Raw genomic sequence first — 18,839 nt, 5'->3', positions numbered from 1 at the left:
CCCGCTGCTTCATGGCGAACCCGAAACAGCCGGCGGGGCGAGCCCCGCTCTACGACGGCATCGGTATCGCTGCGCCGTCGTCGTAGTTACAGGTCGAAGCCCAGCAGTAGCGGGTCGTGGTCCGAGCTGCGCCACGGGCCGGGGACATTGCGCGCGGCATAGCCGGCATCGTCCGGTTCGTCGGCGTTGACGTGCCACTCGGCCGCGCCGCGCAGGTGCGGCCGCAGCGCCGGGCTCAGCAGGGCGTGGTCGAGCCGGCCGCTGAGGCCCTGGTAGACGTAGCTGTACGGGCGGGCCCCGGCCGGCGCCTCGCCGTCGGTGGCGAAGGCATCGGTCCAGCCACCTTCATCGCGCAGCCAGCGCACCGGGTCCTCCATCGCATAGGCGTTGAAGTCGCCGAGGACCACCACCCGCTCGCGGCCTGCGCCCAGCGGTGCCGACTGCAGCCAGGCATGCAACCGTTGCGCCGAGTCAACGCGCAACGCGTTCCAGCAGCCCTGTCCATCCTTCTGGTCGGTGTCGGCGCCTTCGGCTTCGCTGCAACCCTTGGACTTGAAGTGGTTGGCGACGACCACGAAGTCCTTGCCACCGCCGCGGCGCTGGAACGCCTGCGCCAGCGGCACCCGGCTGCGTTCGCCGAACGGGCCGCCGTCCAGTACCGCCGGTGCGCCGCGCGCGAGCACGCGGTCGTCGCGGTAGATCATTCCCACCCGGATCGTGTCCACGCCCGGGCCGCGACCGGCGTCCACGTAGCGCCAGCGCGCACCGTCGGCATTGAGCTCGCGCACCAGCCGCGCCAGGCTCGACGCCTCGCCGTAGCCGTCGTTCTCCAGTTCCATCAGCGCGGCCACGTCCGGGTCCAGCCCGCGGATCGCCGCGACCAGCTTGGCCAGCTGCGCGTCCAGCGCCTGCGGCGTCTTCGCGCCGCGCTCGGTCGGGAAGCCGCCGCCGCGACCGTCGCCGTTGAACAGGTTTTCCAGGTTGAACGCGGCCACCCTCACGTTGCCCGGCACCTGTGGCGGCGCGGGCCGCGGCGCTGCGTCGATGCGTGGCGGCGACACCAGTTGCAGGCGCCAGCCCCCATGCCGATGGTCGACGACGCCTTCGGCGCCGTGGACGACGCTGCCGGTGCGCGGCGTGTCGCGGCCGTCGAGCCATGCGATGGGGTCCGGGTCGCGCTGCTGGCTGCCGTCGTCAAGCAGCAGGCGCTGGCGGGCGTTGCCGCGGACCAGCGCGGCATGCGCCTCCGAACCCGGGCGGACGAGTTCGCTTGGCTGCCACTGGCGCCCGTCGAAGGACACCGCCAGCTCGCCGAAACGCGCCAGCGCGTCGCTGCCGGTGACAGTGAGCGGCGCGTCGATGCGCACGCGCATGCCTTCCAGCGCTTCCCAGTCGGCCGGCAGCGCAGCCAGTGGCCGTGCCTGCACCGGGTCGGCCGGGGTGCAGCGGTCGATGCGGTCCACCTGCAGTGCGGTCACGCTCCCGCCGCCGCGGCTTTCCAGCTCGACCACCCGGCCGTGGAACCGGCACCGCGTGCCGGTTTCCAGCGCCACGGGGAATGCGAAACCATCGGCGGCCTGCACGAACAGCGCGTCGGACGTCGCCGGGTCGCCGTCACCGCCGTCCTGGACGTAGAGCCCGCCCAGGCCGTCGCGGAAATCGGCGCTGACCGTGCCGGTGACCTGCACTGGCTGGCTGGCCAGCGGACTGCTTGCCGCAGCGCCCTGCACCTGGCCGATCGGCAGTGGGGCGGCGGCCGCCGGGACGGACTGGGTCGCGGCGAGCAGCGGGACCAGGAGGCGGAGCGCGGACTGGGTGTTCATGGCGGGGTCCGGAATCTGAAACGACAACGCCGCCCGGAGGCGGCGTTGTCTGGATCGGGGCGGGGGTTACTTCAGGTTGGCCAGCATCCAGTCGACCGTGGCCTTGACCTGCTCGTCGGTGAGCGCGGGATTGCCGCCGCGCGGCGGCATGATGCCGCCGTCCGGGCCGGTGAAGCCCTCGATCGCGTGCTTGTAGAGGGTCTCGTTGCCCTGGGCGATGCGCGCATCCCAGTGCGCGTGGTCCAGGGTCGGGGCCTTGCCCACGCCATTGGTGTGGCAGGCGCCGCAGAGGTTCTGGTAGATCACCGCACCATCGGTGGTGCCGCCGTAGGCGACCTGCGAGGCGGCCTTGGCGACGGCCGCGGCGGCCGCGGCGGCCTGGGCGGCGGCGCCGGTATCGCCCGCGTAGACCGACCCGGCCGGGTGGATGCGTGCCGCGGTGCGGCTGGCGGCCGTCGGCGAGACTTCCGGCGGCAGCTGGCGGTGCAGGTACAGGGCCAGCAGGATCAGGCCCAGCGTGACCAGGGCCAGCAGGCCGATCACCATCGAGAACCGCTTCAGGAATTCCAGGTCGTAATTACGCACATCGCATCCTATGGCGAGTGGCGCGGCTGGCCACAGCTGGCGCCGATTATAGAGAGGGTTGCCTCGGCTTCGGAAGCCGGAAGCCTTGGGCGGTGGGCATTTGCTGCCCGCGGCCGGCGCCGGGTCATGGCTTCGGGGGCACGGGTACCCCCGCCGCGAGCGGCTCGAGGCGCCGCAAATGGGCTGCTGCGATGCAGCAGGTCGAGGGCGCTGCCCGGTGGCCTGCCGGCGGGGCGTTGCCACCTCTCCAGCCGGGGCAATTGCCCGCCAGCGCGGCGTTTTGCGCATCGGTTCCCGGTCCGCCGCGGTGCGCGGCGCCGGAGCGGCGCGGGGGCGCGGACCGGGCGGACGGGCGCTTCGGTTGACAGCGCTGCCATTTCTGACAAGCCTCTGCGCCCGTGACTGCCGCAAGGCGCCCGGGGACGCGGGCGCTCCACCGATCGGAGGAAGACCCCGCATGAGCATCTTCGCCGGCGCGCCCGCGCCCGCCGCCCGTTTCCGCAACACCCTGGCCGCCGCGCTGGCGCTGGCCGTGCTGGCCGCCTGCAACCGCGCCCCGGCGCCGGCCGACGCGCCCGCTGCCGATGCCGCCACCCAGGCTGCGACGGGCGACGGCGCCATCCATCCGGACCAGTGGCCCGAGCTGGCCTGGCCGGTGGCGACCGACCCGGCGATCGAGAAGCGCATCGACGAACTGCTGGCTAGCATGACCCTGGAAGAGAAGGTCGGCCAGCTGATCCAGGGCGACATCGGCAGCATCACCCCCGAGGACGTGCGCAAGTACCGGCTCGGCTCGATCCTGGCTGGCGGCAGCTCCGATCCGGGCGGCAAGTACAACGCCACCCCGGCCGAATGGCTGGCCCTGTCCGACGCATTCTGGGAAGCGTCGATGGACACCTCCGGCGGCGGCAAGGCGATTCCGGTGATCTGGGGCATCGACGCGATGCACGGCCAGAGCAATGTCGTCGGCGCGACCCTGTTCCCGCACAACGTCGGCCTGGGCGCGACCCGCAACCCCGAGCTGCTGCGCAGGATCGGCGAGATCACCGCGATGGAGACCCGCACCACCGGCATGGAGTGGGCGTTCGCGCCGACCGTGGCGGTGCCGCAGGACGTGCGCTGGGGCCGCGCCTACGAGGGCTACTCCGAGAACCCGCAGGTGGTGGCCGAGTTCGCCAAAGCGATGGTCGAAGGCCTGCAGGGCAAGCCCGGCGCGCCGGACTTCCTCGACGACCGCCACGTGATGGTCTCGGTCAAGCACTTCGTCGGCGATGGCGGCACCAGCGGCGGCCGCGACCAGGGCGACACCGTGGTCAGCGAGGCCGAGCTGCGCGACGTGCACGCCGCCGGCTACAAGACCGCGATCGAGGCCGGCGCGCAATCGGTGATGGCCTCGTTCAACAGTTTCCACGGCACCAAGATGCACGGCCACAAGCCGCTGCTGACCGACGTGCTGAAGGGCCGCATGAACTTCGGCGGCTTCGTCGTCGGCGACTGGAACGGCCACGGCCAGATCCCCGGCTGCAGCAACGACAACTGCCCGGCCACGTTCACCGCCGGCCTGGACATGGCGATGGCGCCGGACAGCTGGAAGGGCATGTACGACACCACCCTGGCGGCGGCGAAGGACGGCACGCTGTCGATGGAGCGGCTCGACGACGCGGTGCGCCGGATCCTGCGGGTCAAGTTCCTGATGAAGCTGTTCGACGCGCCCAAGCCCTCGCAACGCGCGCTGGGCGGCAAGTTCGAGTTGCTGGGCGCGCCGGAGCACCGCGAGGTCGCCCGCCAGGCCGTGCGCGAATCGCTGGTGCTGCTGAAGAACCAGGGCGGCATCCTGCCGCTGCGCGCCAACCAGCGCGTGCTGGTCGCCGGCGACGGCGCCGACAACATGAGCAAGCAGACCGGCGGCTGGACGCTCAACTGGCAGGGCACGGGCACCACCCGCGCCGACTTCCCGAACGCCAACACCATCTGGGAAGGCATCGCCGAGGCGGTCAAGGGCGCCGGCGGCCAGGCCGAGCTGGCCGTGGACGGCAAGTACAAGGCCAAGCCGGACGTGGCGGTGGTCGTGTTCGGCGAGAACCCCTATGCCGAGTTCCAGGGCGACATCCCCAACCTGCTGTTCCATCCGGGCGACGACAGCGACCTGGAGCTGATCCGCAAGCTCAAGGCCGACGGCATCCCGGTGGTGGCGGTCTTCATCAGCGGCCGCCCGCTGTGGATGAACCGCGAGATCAACGCGTCCGACGCGTTCGTGGCTGCGTGGCTGCCGGGCTCGGAAGGCGCCGGCGTCGCCGACGTGCTGCTGCGCAAGGCCGACGGCAGCGTCAACCACGACTTCAAGGGCAAGCTCAGCTTCTCCTGGCCGCGCAACGCGGTCGACGCGGCGGTCAACGCGCCCGGGTACGAGCCCCAGTTCGCATTCGGCTACGGCCTGACCTACGCCGACAAGGGCGACCTGGCGGCGCTGCCGGAAGACTCGGGCATCCAGGGTCTGCAGGCGCCGGCGGGCGTGTACTTCGCCCGCGGCCAGCTCGCCCCGGGCCTGTCGCTCAACCTGGAAGATGCCGCGGGAGCGGCCACCGCGGTCACCACCGTGCCGGCGGCGCTGGCCGACAACAGCCTGGCCGTGTCCGCGGTCGACCACGAGCGCCAGGAAGACGCGCGCCGCTTCACCTGGTCGGGCACCCAGCCGGCCAGCGTGGCGATCGTGTCCGAGCCGCCGCAGGAGCTGACCCGCGAGACCAACGGTGACCTGCTGCTGGTGCTGACCCTGCGCCCGGACGCGGTGCCGGCCACCGGTTCGGTCACCGCCAGTGCCGGCGCCGGCAAGCCGCTGCCGTTGCGCGACACGCTGGCCAAGCTGCCGGCCGGGCAGTGGACGACGCTGGGTATTCCGCTCAAGTGCTTCGTCGCCGCCGGCGCCGACACCGCCAGGCTCGACACCCTGGTGAAGCTGCGCAGCGACGCGGCGGCCACGCTGTCGGTCTCGCGCGTGGCGATCGGTTCGGTCAGCGAAGCCAGCCAGATCCTGTCCTGCCCGACCGCGCAGTAGCCGCGCACGTCCGCGCCGCGCCGGGAGGGCGGCGGCGCGGACCACCCCGGGCCTGTCCCGCCGGACGCTGTTTCACAGTGCGTCCGGCGGCAGGCCATGCCCTCCGCATGACGACAGCCTGCGACCGGGAGAGGGTGGATGAAGCTGGCAACACTCGATGTGGTGATCGTGCTCATGTACCTGGCGGGCATCTTCGCCCTGGCGCAGTGGGTGTCGCGCGAGAAGGCCGGGCACCAGAAGTCGGCCACCGACTATTTCCTCGCCAGCCGCTCGCTGCCCTGGTGGGCGATCGGCGCCTCGCTGATCGCGGCCAACATCTCGGCCGAACAGATCATCGGCATGTCCGGTTCCGGCTACGCCATCGGTCTGGCGATCGCGTCGTACGAGTGGATGGCGGCGGCGACCCTGCTGATCGTCGGCAAGTTCTTCCTGCCGATCTTCCTGCGCAACCGCATCTACACCATGCCGCAGTTCCTGGAGGAACGGTACGGCACGCGGATCCGCACGCTGATGGCGGTGTTCTGGCTGGGCCTTTACGTATTCGTGAACCTGACCTCGATCCTGTGGCTGGGATCGATCGCGGTGAACCAGGTCACCGGCATGGACCAGTTGTTGGCGCTCACCCTGCTCGGCCTGTTCGCGCTGGCCTACCAGCTGTACGGCGGCCTGAAGGCGGTGGCGCTGACCGACATCGTCCAGGTCACGCTGCTGGTGATGGGCGGCCTGCTGGTCACCGGGATCACCCTGAGCCACATCGGCGGCGGCAGCGTCGCCGGCGGCTTCACCCAGCTGTGGAACGCGCATCCCGGCCACTTCGAGATGATCCTCAGCAAGGACAACCCGTTCTACAAGGACCTGCCCGGCATCAGCGTGCTGATCGGCGGCATGTGGATCATGAATGTCAGCTACTGGGGCTTCAACCAGTACATCATCCAGCGCGCGCTGGCGGCCAAGGACATCCGCGAGGCGCAGAAGGGCGTGGTGTTCGCCGCGTTCCTGAAGCTGCTGATGCCGCTGGTGGTGGTGGTGCCGGGCATCGCCGCGGTCGTGCTGGCGCCGGACCTGGCCAAGCCCGACCAGGCCTACCCGACCATGATGGGCCTGCTGCCCAGCGGCATCCTCGGCCTGGTGTTCGCCGCGCTGGTGGCGGCGATCGTGGCCTCGCTGGCGTCCAAGATCAATTCGGTGGCCACGATCTTCACCCTGGATTTCTATGCCAAGTCCAGGCCGCAGGCCGACCAGGCCCGGCTCGTGGGCGTGGGGCGCATCGCCGCGGCGGCCTCGGTGCTGCTGGCGATCCTGACCGCGCGGCCGCTGCTGGGCAGCTTCGACCAGGCCTTCCAGTACATCCAGGAGTACACCGGCTTCTTCACCCCGGGCATCGTGGTGATCTTCGTGCTGGGCCTGTTCTGGAAGGGCGCCAACGAGGCCGGCGCGCTGGCCGCGGCGATCGGCTCGTTCGCGCTGTCGATCGTGCTCAAGCTGGCCTGGCCGTCGCTGCCGTTCATCGACCGCGTCGGCCTGGTCTTCCTGCTGGCGCTGGCGCTGGCGGCGGTCGTCTCGCTGGCGACCAAGCCGCAGCAGGCCGGCAGCGACCTGATCCGCACCGATGACGTCGACTACTCGACCTCGGCGGGCTTCAACGTCGCCGCGATCGGCGTGGTCGCCATCCTGGCGGCGCTGTACGCGATCTTCTGGTGAGGGCGGTGTCGGATATGGACCGGGAGGCGGTGGACTGATGCGCGTCAGGATCGAGGACGTCGCCAACCAGGCCGGCGTGTCCATGAAGACCGTGTCGCGCGTGCTCAACAACGAGCCGGGCGTGCGCGAGGCCACCCGCGCGAAGGTGCTGGAAACCGTGGCCGCGATGAACTATCGGCCCGACCCGTCCGCGCGCAGCCTGGCCGGCAACCGCTCGTACCTGGTCGCGCTGCTGTACGACAACCCGTCGCCGAACTACCTGATGGAGATCCTCACCGGCGTGGTGGAGGCCTGCGAAAGCCACCACTACGGCATGGTGATGCAGCCGGTCAGCTACCACAGCCCGGACTTCCTCGACGCGATCGATTCGCTGGTCATGTCCTCGCGCCTGGATGGCCTGATCCTGACGCCGCCGCTGACCGACAGCGACGCGCTGCTGGACCGGCTGGACCAGCGCGGCGTGCCGTTCTCCTGCATCTCGCCGAAGGGCCGCGAAGGCCGCATCGGCGTGACCATGGACGAGCACGAGGCGGTATGCGAACTGATGGCGCACCTGATCGAGCTCGGCCACCGCCGCATCGGCCACGTCCGCGGCCATCCCGACCACGGCGCCAGCGAATGGCGCATGGCCGGCTACCGCAGCGCGCTGCGCCGGGCGGGCCTGCGCTACGACCCGGCGCTGGTGGTGGACGGCGAGTTCTCGTTCGACTCCGGCCTGGCCGCCGGCCGCCAGCTGCTGGCGCTGGCCGAGCGCCCGACCGCGATCTTCGCCGCCAACGACGACATGGCCGCCGGCGTGATGCGCGCGGCCAGCGAGCTGGGCCTGCGCGTACCGCGCGACGTGTCGGTGTGCGGCTTCGACAACACGCCGATCTCGCAGCAGATCTTCCCCGCGCTGACCACCGTGCAGCAGCCCACCCGCGACATGGGCCAGGTGGCGACGGTGCAGTTGCTCAACGCGATCCGCGACCGCAGCGCCGGGCGCATGGTGCGCATGCCGTATGCGTTGCAGCTGCGGCAGTCGACCGGTCCGGTGCCGAAGTAAGGCGGGCCCGCACCCGCGGCGCGGGTGGCCATGCACGTGCCTTCGTCCAGGTAGAGCGGGGCTCGCCCCGCTGCTCCTGCGGTGATGCCATGTACCCCGGATGCAGCGGGGCGAGCCCCGCTCTACGGGTCCAGGCCGGGACGCGGCCGGGGCATGTGGCGGTCAGGCCGCGTCGCGACCCACCACGACCACCCGCAACGGGTTGTCCCATTCGCGCAGCAGTTCCGCCTCGCGGGCCCTGGCTTGCTCCAGGTGCGCTTCCTTGACGTGGCCGTAGCCGCGGATGTGCTCGGGCACGCTGGCGATCTGTGCCGCCAGGGCGATGTTGCCGGCGTCGAGCTTCGGCAGCAGGGCTTCGATGGTGGCGAAATAATCGGTGACCAGCCGGCGCTCCATGCGCCGCTCCCCGGTGCGGCCGAACGGATCGAAGGCGGTGCCGCGCAGGAACTTGAGCTTGGCCAGCCAGCGGAACGCGGTGAGCATCCACGGTCCGTACTCGCGCTTGAGCAGGCGGCCCTGTTCGTCCTTCTTCGCCAGCAGTGGCGGCGCCAGGTGGAAGCGCAGGGTGTAGTCGCCCTCGAACTGCTGTTGCAGGCGGCGCTGGAATTCGCCGCTGGTGTACAGGCGCGCGACCTCGTACTCGTCCTTGTACGCCATCAGCTTGAACGCGTAGCGGGCCACCGCCTCGGCCAGCACGGTCGAACCCGGTACCCTCGATCCTTCGGCAGCGCGGACCCTGGCCACCAGCTCGGTGTAGCGGCGCGCGTAGGCCGCGTCCTGGTAGTCGGCCAGGAACTTGCCGCGGCGCGCGACCAGTTCGTCGAGGCTGCGAGACAGGCGCAGGTCGTCCAGCGGCAGCGCGGCGACCTCGCCGGTGGCCACGTCCAGCGGCGACGACGGAGCATCGCCCTCGGCACTGCCGCTCTCGGGCAGGCCGCGCCACTCGCGCTCGGCGCGGACCGGGCGCGGCGCGCTGGTGCTGCCCCATTCGCTGCCTTCCCAGTCGCCCGGCGGCAACTGGCGCAGGCCGTCGGGCACGCGCTCGTCGGCGGTCACCGGGTTGGAGACCAGGCCCGCGGCCGCGGCCACCGCCTGCGGATCGACCGCGGCCAGGCGGCCCCAGGCGAACGCCTGCTGGTTCATCTCCACCGCCGCGCCGTTGAGCTCGATGGCACGCATCAGCGCGGTGTGCGAGATCGGCACCAGGCCCAGCTGCCAGGCATGGCCGAGCATGAACAGGTTGGTGGCGATGGCATCGCCCAGCAGCGCGGTGGCCAGCTGGGTGGCATCGAGCAGGCGCGGCTCGCGCCCGCCCAGGGCCAGCCTGATGCCGGCGATGATGTCGGCGGCGGGGAAGTGCAGGTCCGGGCGCATGGTGAAGGTGCCCGGCATCGCCTCGTAGGTGTTGAGCACCACTTCCGAGCGCTCCGCGCGCACCTTGGACAGCGCCCAGTAGTCGTTGACCACGACCATGTCGCAGCCCAGCACCAGGTCGGCCTCGCCGGCAGCAATACGCACGGCGTGGATGTCCTCCGGCGTGCGCGCGATGCGGATGTGGGTGGTGACCGCGCCGCCCTTCTGCGCCAGCCCGGTCTGGTCGAGCACGGTCGCGCCCTTGCCCTCCAGGTGGCCGGCCATCCCCAGCAGCGCGCCGATGGTGACCACGCCGGTGCCGCCGACGCCGGTGATCAGGATGTTCCAGGGCTGTTCCAGCGCCGAGCGGAACGCCGGTTCCGGCAGGTTCGCCAGGCGCCCCGCCGCCTCGGCCTTGCGGCCCTTGCGTGGCTTGCCGCCGTGCACGGTGACGAAGCTCGGGCAGAAGCCCGACACGCAGGAGTAGTCCTTGTTGCAGTTGGACTGGTCGATCTCGCGCTTGCGGCCGAACTCGGTTTCCTTCGGCAGCACCGACACGCAGAAGCTCTTCTGCCCGCAGTCGCCGCAGCCTTCGCAGACCAGGGTGTTGATCATCACCCGCTTCTGCGGGTCCTCGAGCTTGCCGCGCTTGCGCCGCCGCCGCTTCTCGGTGGCGCAGGTCTGGTCGTAGATCAGGATGCTGACGCCTTTCACCTCGCGCAGGCGCTTCTGCACCGCGTCCAGCTCGGCGCGGTCGAAGAACTCCATGCCCGACGGGAACAGCTCGCGCTTGTGCCAGCGGGCGATGTCGTCGCTGACCAGCACGATGGTGTCGATGCCCTCGGCGCGCATCTGCCAGGCGATGTCGGGCACGCTGAGCTGGCCGTCCACCGGCTGGCCGCCGGTCATGGCCACCGCATCGTTGTAGAGGATCTTGTAGGTGATGTTGACCTTGGCCGCGACCGCCTGGCGGATCGCCAGCGAACCGCTGTGGAAATAGGTGCCGTCGCCCAGGTTCTGGAACACGTGCGGGGTGTCGGTGAACGGCGCCTGCCCCGCCCAGGTCACGCCTTCGCCGCCCATGTGGGTGAAGGTGTCGGTGGAGCGGTCCATCCAGGTGACCATGTAGTGGCAGCCGATGCCGCCCAGCGCGCGCGAACCCTCGGGCACCACCGTGGAGGTGTTGTGCGGGCAACCGGAGCAGTAGTGCGGCACGCGCGGGAAGTTGGCGCGCGGCAGCGCCATTTCCGCTTCCTTCGCGTCCATCCAGCGCAGCCGCTGCTCGATCGAATCGGTGCTGATCGAACTCGACTGCAGCAGGCGCAGGATGCGCCGGCCGATCACGCCGGCAATGGTCGCCGGGGTCAGCTCGCCGGTGGACGGCAGGATCCATTCGCCGGCCTCGTCGTACTTGCCGACGATGCTCGGGCGCCGGCCCCAGGCGTTGGGCCAGTTGTAGAACTGTTCCTTCATCTGCCGCTCGAGGAAGGCGCGCTTCTCCTCGACCACGACGATGTCCTCCAGGCCCCGGGCGAAGCGGGCGATGCCTTCCGGCTCCAGCGGCCAGGTCATGCCGACCTTGTAGACGCGGATGCCGATGTCGCGGCAGGCGCGCTCGTCCAGGCCCAGGTACTCCAGCGCCTGCAGCACGTCGAGGTAGCTCTTGCCGGTGGTGACGATGCCCAGGCGCGCGCCGGGCGCGTCCATCACCACCTTGTCGATGCCGTTGGCGCGGGCGAAGGCCTGCGCCGCGCGCACCGCGTAGCGGTGCAGGCGCATCTCCTGGTCCAGCGGCGGATCGGGCCAGCGGATGTTGAGCCCGCCCGGAGGCAGCTCGAAATCCTCGGGCAGCACGATCGTGCGCGCGAACGGATCGACCTGCACCGACGCGGACGACTCCACCGTCTCGGCGATGGTCTTGAAGCCGATCCAGCGGCCGGTGTAGCGGCTCATCGCCCAGCCGACCAGGCCCAGATCGAGGATGTCCTGCACGCCGGCCGGGTTGAGCACCGGCATCATCGCGCTGACGAATTCGTCCTCGCTGCCGTGCGGCAGGGTCGAGCTGCGGCAGGCATGGTCGTCGGCGGCCAGCGCGAGTACCCCGCCGTGCTTCCACGTGCCGGCCGCGTTGCCGTGCTTGAACACGTCGCCGCAGCGGTCCACGCCCGGGCCCTTGCCGTACCACATGGCGTAGACGCCATCGACCTTCGCGCCGGGGAACAGGTTGGTCTGCTGCGTGCCCCAGACCATGGTCGCGCCTAGGTCCTCGTTCAAACCGGGCTGGAAGCGCACCTTCGCCGCCTCCAGGTGCTTGCGCGCGCGCCAGAGCTCCAGGTCGAAGCCGCCGAGCGGGCTGCCGCGGTAGCCGCTGACGAAGCCGGCCGTGTCCAGCCCGGCGGCCGCGTCGCGCAGCTGCTGCATCAGCGGCAGCCGCACCAGCGCCTGCACGCCGCTGAGGTAGATGCGGCCGTCGCGGCGGGTGTACTTGTGCTCCAGGGTGTAGTCGCGGTCGAACGAGTCCAGCCCGGGCTGGTTGGCGGAGGCGGGCGAGGTCAGTTCGGCGGTGCTGGTCATCGTCGGGCCCTGGCGCTGGCGGGGGCGGGCCTCGCCGGCCCGGTGGCAAATGATATCAAGCGCCAATCTGTGATGGCCCGCACTCCCTGACTGTGCGCTGCTGCGGTTAGGATGCGGTGGGGAGGCTGTTGCTTCGGGGAAATGTCGTGAAGAAGTTGCGTTTTCCGCTCGCCCTCGGGCTGGCGTTGTGTTCGTTGCTGGCCCAAGGGCAATCGCTGCCGGCACCGAAGGAGTTCTATTTCGACGCCGATCCGCAGACCACGCGCGCGATCGTGGCCTTGTCCGGCGAAGGCCAGGAGGTCGTCGACCGGTTGGCCGCCACGGTCGCCCGCAGGCCGGACGATGTGGAATCGCGCGTGCAGCTGGCGCGCGTGGCGATGCAGTCCGGGCGCCTGGAGCTGGGCGACGAGCTCTACCAGGCCGCGCAACGCAATGCCGGCAGCAACCAGCGGCTGTCGCGCGCGGTGACCTGGAACTACGGCTGGGACCTGTACCGGGCCGGCGAGCCGCAGCGCGCGCTCGAGCAGTGGCAGAAGCTGATCGGCGGCTGGCCGAGCACGCCGGGCTGGCAGCCGCCGACCCTGGCCCTGGCGCTGTGGAAGCTCGACCGCAGGGCCGAAGCGGTGGCCTGGTACGCGGCGGCGGTGCGCACCGAGCCGCAGCAGTGGAGCAGCGCCGCGAGCTATCCGCACTTGCTGCCCGACTGGCGCGAGGAAGACCGGGCGCTGCTCGCCGAGGTCCTGGCCGCCTGGCAGGCGAATCCGCCGGCCTGGCCGTAGCGGACCGGACCCCACGCGGCGGCCGCACGCCGCCGCCGCCAGCGTGACCGTGCGAAAATGCGGTGGCGCCACGCCGGCGCCGGCGCTCCACGGCCCATGATCAGCAACGAACTCGACATCGAACCGTTCCGGGCGCGCCTGCGCGCGCACGGGCGGGTGCAGGTTCCTGGCTTCCTGCAGGACCAGGCAGCCCTCCGGCTGCACGACTGCCTCCGCGACGAGGTGCCCTGGGAGACCGCGCAGCGCACCGATGCCGAACTGGCCCCGGGCCTGCTCCGCAGCCCCAGCCCGGGGAGCGGGGAAGACACCGCGGCGCTGCAGGCGGCGGCCGAGCGTGCGCGCAACGGGTTCGAGTTCTACTTCGACCGCTACCGCATGATCGATGCGCGCCGCGATGGGCTCCACCCGGAGCTGGTGCTGCATGCGGTGGTCGATTTCCTCAACAGCCCGCCGTTCCTGCAGTTCGCCCGCCACCTCACCGGCGATCCGGCGATCCGCATGGTCAGCGCGATCGCCGTGCGCTACCGCCACGGCCACTTCCTGCGTTCGCACAGCGACCATGCCAGCAACGAGGACCGTGCGTACGCCTACGTGATCAACCTCAGCCGCGAGTGGCTGCCGGACTGGGGTGGCCTGCTGCAGTTCCTCGACCCGGCCGAGCGCCGCGTGGTCGACACCTTCGTGCCGCTCTGGAACTCGCTGAGCCTGTTCCGCGTGCCGCAGCCGCACGTGGTCAGCCTGGTGGCGCCGTGGGCCGGTTCGCCGCGCTACAGCATCACCGGCTGGTTCCGCCGCGGCTGACCCGCGCGTGGCCTGGGATGCGTTCGCCCTGATCCTGGCCATGCTCGGGCTGGGCATGGCCCTGGGCCGGACCTCGCTGTTGCCGGCCAATGCGCCGGAAACGCTCAACCTGGTCGTGCTCTACGTCTGCCTGCCCGCGGCGGTGCTGCTGTACGTGCCGGCGCTGCGCATGGAATGGGCGCTGCTGGGCGTGGCGCTGACGCCGTGGCTGCTGATGGGCGCGACCTGGGTGCTGGTGACGCTGGCCGCGCGGGCCTGGCGTTTCCGCCGCGACGAGTACGCCGTGCTGCTGCTGTGCGTGGGCCTGTCCAATTCCAGCTTCATCGGCTACCCGATGGTGCGCGCGCTGCTGGGCGAGGACGCCGTGCAGTACGCGGTGGTCTACGACCAGTTCGGCACCTTCATCCTGCTGTCGACGGTGGGGCTGTACGTCGTGGCCCGCTACAGCGGCGATGCGGCGCCGACGGTGCGGGAGATCCTGCTGCGGATCGCCCGTTTCCCGCCGCCGTGGGCGTTGCTGGTCGGCCTGACGCTGATGCCCGAGCAGCCGCCGGAATGGATCGCCTCGGGCCTGCGCCGGCTGGCCGAGGCGATGCTGCCGCTGGTGATGCTGGCGGTGGGGCTGTCGATCCAGCTGCGCCTGCCGCGCGACGAGGTGCGGCCGCTGGCGACCGGGCTGGCTCTCAAGCTGCTGGTGATGCCGGCACTGGCGGTGCCGATCTCGCTGGCATTCGGCATGCCCGCGATGATGCTGCGCGCCAACGTGCTCGAGTCGGCGATGCCGACCATGATCTCGGCCGCCGCGCTGGCAATGGCGCACGGCCTGGCGCCGCGGCTGGCCGCCGCGCTGGTCGGCTACGGCATCGTGCTGTGCCTGGCGACGCTGCCGGCCTGGGCCTGGCTGCTGGCACGCATCGCCTGAGGCTGCGCTCCTTGCGGCGGCGGCGCGTGGCTGCCGGCGCCGGCGGTATCCTGCAGCCCGGCGTTGCAGCCAATCCGGGGAGCGCAATGGAAGACAGGGCCGGCCGCCGGAAGCGGCGACGCACGACCCGCCACGCGGCATGGCTGCCGCTGCTGCTGGCGCTGGCCGCCTGCGCGGGCATCGACAAGGAGTTCACCCAGGCGTTCGTCGACGCCAACCGCCGCCTGGACGACGATGCCTGGGCGGCGGCTTACTCGCCGGAGATGGAACTGCTGGCGGTGGGCCGGGATTCGGGCCGGCTGGAACTGTGGGACGCCCGTCGTACCGACGCGCGGATCGCCGTGCAGGCGCACGCGCTGCGGACGCAGGGGCTGGCCTTCGGTCCGCGCGACGGGATCGTGATCACCCATTCGGCCAGCGGCAACGTCCGCTTCGACGACATCGTCGAGCTGGAGAACGGCCCCAAGGTCTGGGATGCGCGCAGCGGTGAACTGCTGGTCGCCTTCCGCGAGGACGACTGGCAGCCGGGCGCGGTGTCGGCCACCCCGGTGCCGGGCCTGTACCTGCTGGCCAGCTACGACCAGCTGCACATCTACGATCATGCCCGTCGTGCGCTAGTCGGCGCGCCGCTGGTGCTACAGGGCGATGGCGGCATCACATCGATCGACTGGGACGCCGGTTCCGGCCTGATCGCCGCCGGCACGGACAAGGGCCTGGTGGTGCTGATGAAGCTGCACCGCGAGGCGGAGGGTGCGCGGCTGGAGGTGCTCGACCGCCACGCACCGCAGGGCCTGGGCCCGCGCAACGACCTCCTGGCGGTGATGCTGCTCGATGGCGGCACCAAGCTGGTCACGGTGCAGTACTCGCCGGCACGGACGCAGGCGATGGCGGACGGAGTTCCCGCGCTCTACCGCGGGTTGCAGCACGAGACCGTGCGCTGGGACCTGGCCACGTGGAAGCGCGAGCACGCGTATGGCAGCCAGTTGGCAGGCGTGCACCAGGCGGGCTTCACCCGCGGCGAAGACTGGCTGGTGCTGGCCGGCGTGGCCGGCGGTACGGCGAAGATCGAGGGCAAGATCGAGCTGGTGGACCTGCGCAGCGGCGTGTCCTGGCTGTACAAGGCCAATACCAGCCATGCCACCGCCGTGCTGCTGCCTTCGGTGCGCGAGGGCCTGATCCTGCAGAGCGGCGGCGCCACCCGCATCAAGTACCTGGACCAGGGCGAGGCGGTGCCGTGGGCGCCGCGCCGCTGACCGGCGGCGTCCGCCGGCGCGGCGATCGCCTCCCCTCCGTCGCGTAGAGCGGGGCCTGCCCCGCTGCTTTCCCTGCCTCGCGTAGAGCGGGGCCTGCCCCGCTGCTTTCCCGCCATCGCCAGCGGCTTCGAAGAACAACGGATAAGCCCCGCTCACGGGCCCATGGCGCCCTCAGTCCGCCGGCACGGTCCGCTCCGCCGCCCATGCGCGCAGCGCGTCGACCTGCTCGGCCATCAGCACCGACAGTGGCCGCGTGCCGCGGACCTCGGCCATCAGCAGGTCGGTATCCAGCGCGCGTTGCTCGGCATGGGCCGCGTACAGGCCCGAGACGATCGCCTGTTCGATCTCCGCGCCGGAGAACCCGGCCGCGGCCGCGGCCAGCGCCGGCAGCGCGAACGCCGCCGGATCCAGGCCGCGCCCGGCCAGGTGGATGCGCAGCAGCTCCACCCGCGTGTCAGGGTCGGGCAGGTCGACGAAGAAGATCTCGTCGAACCGCCCCTTGCGCAGCAGCTCGGCGGGCAGGTGCTGGACCTGGTTGGCGGTGGCGACCAGGAACACCGGCGCGCTGCGCTCGGCCATCCAGGTCAGCAGGTAGCCGAGCACGCGCCGCGACACGCCGCCGTCGCCGTCGCCGGCATCGGCCGACACGCCCTTCTCGATCTCGTCGATCCACAGCACGCAGGGCGCCAGCTGCTCGGCCGAGGCCAGCGCCGCGCGCAGGTTCTGCTCGGTCTCGCCGTGGTACTTGGCGTAGAGCGTGCCGAAGTCCAGGCGCAGCAAGGGCACGCCGAAGCCGCCGGCAATGGCCTTGGCCAGCAGGGATTTGCCGCAGCCCTGCACGCCCAGCAGGAGCACGCCGCGCGGCGGATCCAGCCCGGGCGGCGGGGCGCCGCCGAACGCGGCGCGGCGCTGGCCGATCCAGCGCTTGAGCCGCGCCGCGCCGGCCACGTCGTCGAAACCGGCGGTGTCGTACTCGTAGTGCAGGTGGCCGCTGCGGTTGAGCAGTTCGAACTTCAGCCTGGCCAGCTGCGGCAGGTCGGAGGCGGTGAGCGCGCCGTCGGCATGGATCAGCTGGCGGGCGATGCGCCGCGCGTCGTGCAGGTCCAGGCCCTGCAGGTGGCGCACGATCTGGCGCACCGCGTCCTCCTCGGCCTCGACCCGGCGGCCGCCGTGCTCGCGCGCATAGGCGGTGGCTTCCTCCTTGACCAGTTTCAGCAGCGCCGCCGCGTCGGGCAGGCGCGGGCTGAAGCGCACGGCCATGGCGTCCAGCTCGGCCGGCAGCTCGACCTTGGCCCCGACCAGCACGATCACGTGCGGCTCGCAGCCGCGGCGCTGGACGATGTCGCGCAGCAGGCGCTGGTGGCTGGCGTAGCCCAGGTAGGGATGGAAATCGAGCAGCAGGTAGATGCCGCGCTGGTCGGCCTGGCGGATCGCGTGCAGGACCGAGCTGGCATCGGGCGGGCCTTCGGCCGCGTCCTCGCGGTCGAGGTCCATCCGGCGCAGGCCCTCGGTGATCGTCCAGCGGTGCAGGGCACGCCAGACCTGCATCAGCGCTTGCCGGAACAGCTCCACCACCCGCTCCTCGTCGCGGGTCTCGATCACGATCAACGGGGTGTTGGCCCGGATCAGGGCGGTCAGGTCGTGCAGCTGGCTCATGGGTCGTCCGTGACGGGGGCCGGCGCACGATAGCAAGCGGCGGGTCCCGGCTCCCGGCGGATGCCGTTCCTACCGCCTCCACGGGGGCCGGTGTACCCTGCGGGAAGCCAATCCGGAGGCAGCAGCGCGCATGAAGACGATCCTGGTGGCCGGTTCCAAGGGCGGCGTGGGCAAGACCACGGTCGCCACGCACCTGGCGGCGCACTCCGCGCTGCAGGGCAGGCGCACGGTGCTGGCCGACGCCGATCCGCAAGGCTCGGCGACGCGCTGGGCCGAACGGCGCGCGGAACTGGACAGCGCCGTACTGCCGATCGACGCCAGCCGCCGGCGCGCCTGGCGGGCCTGGCTGCCGGAGGATGCCGAGCAGGTGGTCATCGATGCCCCGGCCGGCGCGCTGGCGGACGACCTTTCCGGATTTCTGGACCATGCCGATGCGGTGGTGGTGCCGGTGCAGCCTTCGGCGCTGGACATCGAGGCCACCGTCAACTTCCTCAACACCCTGGCCAAGGTGCCGCGCGTGCACAACCGCAAGCTGCCGGTGGGACTGGTGCTCAACCGCAGCAAGCCATGGACCAACGCCAGCCAGCAGGCGCTGGAAATGCTCAAGACCTGGCCGTACCCGGTAGTGGCGCAGCTGCGCGACACCCAGGCCTATGTCGTCCTGGTCGGGCTGGGCCGCAGCCTGTTCGACTACCACTCCGCCCAGGTGCGCGAGCACCAGGCCGACTGGGAACCGCTGCTGAAATGGCTGGCCAAGGCCTGAGCGACGCCACCCACTCGAACGAAGAACCACAGGGGCCGCCATGCGAGAAGTGATCCTGCTGCGCCACGCCCACGCCGAACCGGCATCGCCCGGCCAGGCCGACATCGACCGGCCGCTGTCGCCGGTGGGACTGGCCGAGGCCGAGGCGGCCGGCCGCTGGCTGCTGGCCCAGGGCCTGCAGCCGGACCGGGTGCTGTGCTCGCCCTCTCGGCGGACGCGGGAAACGCTGGAAGCGGTGCTGGCGGTGACCGGCTACGCCGAGCAACGACTCGAGCAGGCGATCTACGAGGCCACCCCGGGCACCCTCATCGGCCTGCTGCAGGAGCAGGGCGAGGTCGAGCGGTTGCTGCTGGTCGGCCACAACCCGGGCCTGGAGCGGCTGGTGGCCCTGCTGGACACCGGCCAGACCAGCGACTACCGCGGCATGCCGCCGGCCGGCGTGGCGGTGCTCACCCTGCCGGAACTTCCGGCGTCCGCGTCGATCGAACCCGGCCTCGGCCGTCTGACGGCGTACTGGTGGCCCTGAAGC

13 protein-coding genes are annotated in these 18,839 nt (G+C 71.3%); 9 read left to right on the top strand and 4 right to left on the bottom strand.

Going from position 1 to position 18,839, the window contains the following annotated elements:
* Positions 1–86 precede the first annotated feature (86 nt).
* Positions 87–1,823: an ExeM/NucH family extracellular endonuclease gene (locus ABKA19_RS01530; RefSeq protein ID WP_353687345.1), complete on the bottom strand. Its 1,737-nt coding sequence runs from the start codon at positions 1,821–1,823 to the stop codon at positions 87–89.
* A gap of 66 nt (positions 1,824–1,889) precedes the next feature.
* Positions 1,890–2,408 carry a c-type cytochrome gene (locus tag ABKA19_RS01525; protein WP_162375875.1) on the bottom strand — a complete coding sequence of 173 codons (519 nt, stop codon included), beginning with the start codon at positions 2,406–2,408 and terminating at the stop codon, positions 1,890–1,892.
* 457 nt (positions 2,409–2,865) lie between these two features.
* Between ABKA19_RS01525 and ABKA19_RS01520 the strand changes: the two genes are divergently transcribed.
* From ABKA19_RS01520 to ABKA19_RS01510, 3 genes are all read left to right on the top strand, one after another.
* Entirely contained in the window at positions 2,866–5,463 is a 2,598-nt protein-coding gene (locus tag ABKA19_RS01520) for a glycoside hydrolase family 3 protein (RefSeq protein ID WP_353687344.1), read from the top strand.
* Positions 5,464–5,601: 138 nt separating this feature from the next.
* Positions 5,602–7,164: a sodium/sugar symporter gene (locus tag ABKA19_RS01515; RefSeq protein ID WP_353687343.1), complete on the top strand. Its 1,563-nt coding sequence runs from the start codon at positions 5,602–5,604 to the stop codon at positions 7,162–7,164.
* A 37-nt stretch (positions 7,165–7,201) separates the two neighbouring features.
* Complete coding sequence (locus ABKA19_RS01510) at positions 7,202–8,209, top strand: LacI family DNA-binding transcriptional regulator (protein WP_162375872.1); 1,008 nt, start codon at positions 7,202–7,204, stop codon at positions 8,207–8,209.
* Positions 8,210–8,371: 162 nt separating this feature from the next.
* Here ABKA19_RS01510 and ABKA19_RS01505 read toward each other — a convergent pair whose 3' ends face one another.
* A complete protein-coding gene (locus tag ABKA19_RS01505; RefSeq protein WP_353687342.1) occupies positions 8,372–12,136 on the bottom strand; it encodes an indolepyruvate ferredoxin oxidoreductase family protein in 3,765 nt (1,254 codons plus the stop codon).
* A 146-nt stretch (positions 12,137–12,282) separates the two neighbouring features.
* Between ABKA19_RS01505 and ABKA19_RS01500 the strand changes: the two genes are divergently transcribed.
* The 4 genes from ABKA19_RS01500 (at position 12,283) to ABKA19_RS01485 (ending at position 15,891) form a co-directional block, all read left to right on the top strand.
* Positions 12,283–12,915 carry a tetratricopeptide repeat protein gene (locus ABKA19_RS01500; RefSeq protein WP_353687341.1) on the top strand — a complete coding sequence of 211 codons (633 nt, stop codon included), beginning with the start codon at positions 12,283–12,285 and terminating at the stop codon, positions 12,913–12,915.
* Positions 12,916–13,011: 96 nt separating this feature from the next.
* Entirely contained in the window at positions 13,012–13,716 is a 705-nt protein-coding gene (locus ABKA19_RS01495; protein WP_353687340.1) for a 2OG-Fe(II) oxygenase, read from the top strand.
* Between the two features lie 7 nt (positions 13,717–13,723).
* Positions 13,724–14,638, top strand: coding sequence for an AEC family transporter (locus ABKA19_RS01490; RefSeq protein WP_353687339.1), 915 nt, complete (start codon positions 13,724–13,726; stop codon positions 14,636–14,638).
* Positions 14,639–14,724: 86 nt separating this feature from the next.
* Positions 14,725–15,891, top strand: coding sequence for a WD40 repeat domain-containing protein (locus ABKA19_RS01485; protein WP_353687338.1), 1,167 nt, complete (start codon positions 14,725–14,727; stop codon positions 15,889–15,891).
* 171 nt (positions 15,892–16,062) lie between these two features.
* Here ABKA19_RS01485 and ABKA19_RS01480 read toward each other — a convergent pair whose 3' ends face one another.
* Complete coding sequence (locus ABKA19_RS01480; protein WP_353687337.1) at positions 16,063–17,547, bottom strand: AAA family ATPase; 1,485 nt, start codon at positions 17,545–17,547, stop codon at positions 16,063–16,065.
* A 130-nt stretch (positions 17,548–17,677) separates the two neighbouring features.
* Between ABKA19_RS01480 and ABKA19_RS01475 the strand changes: the two genes are divergently transcribed.
* Together ABKA19_RS01475 and ABKA19_RS01470 are read left to right on the top strand one after the other, a co-directional pair.
* Complete coding sequence (locus ABKA19_RS01475; protein WP_353687336.1) at positions 17,678–18,310, top strand: nucleotide-binding protein; 633 nt, start codon at positions 17,678–17,680, stop codon at positions 18,308–18,310.
* A 40-nt stretch (positions 18,311–18,350) separates the two neighbouring features.
* Positions 18,351–18,836, top strand: coding sequence for a SixA phosphatase family protein (locus tag ABKA19_RS01470; protein ID WP_353687335.1), 486 nt, complete (start codon positions 18,351–18,353; stop codon positions 18,834–18,836).
* Positions 18,837–18,839 lie beyond the last annotated feature (3 nt).

This window comes from Pseudoxanthomonas sp. Soil82, from assembly GCF_040446535.1.
Lineage (GTDB): Bacteria > Pseudomonadota > Gammaproteobacteria > Xanthomonadales > Xanthomonadaceae > Pseudoxanthomonas > Pseudoxanthomonas kaohsiungensis.
Note: the sequence above shows the minus strand (reverse complement) of the source record. Positions and strands in the feature narration are given on the sequence as shown.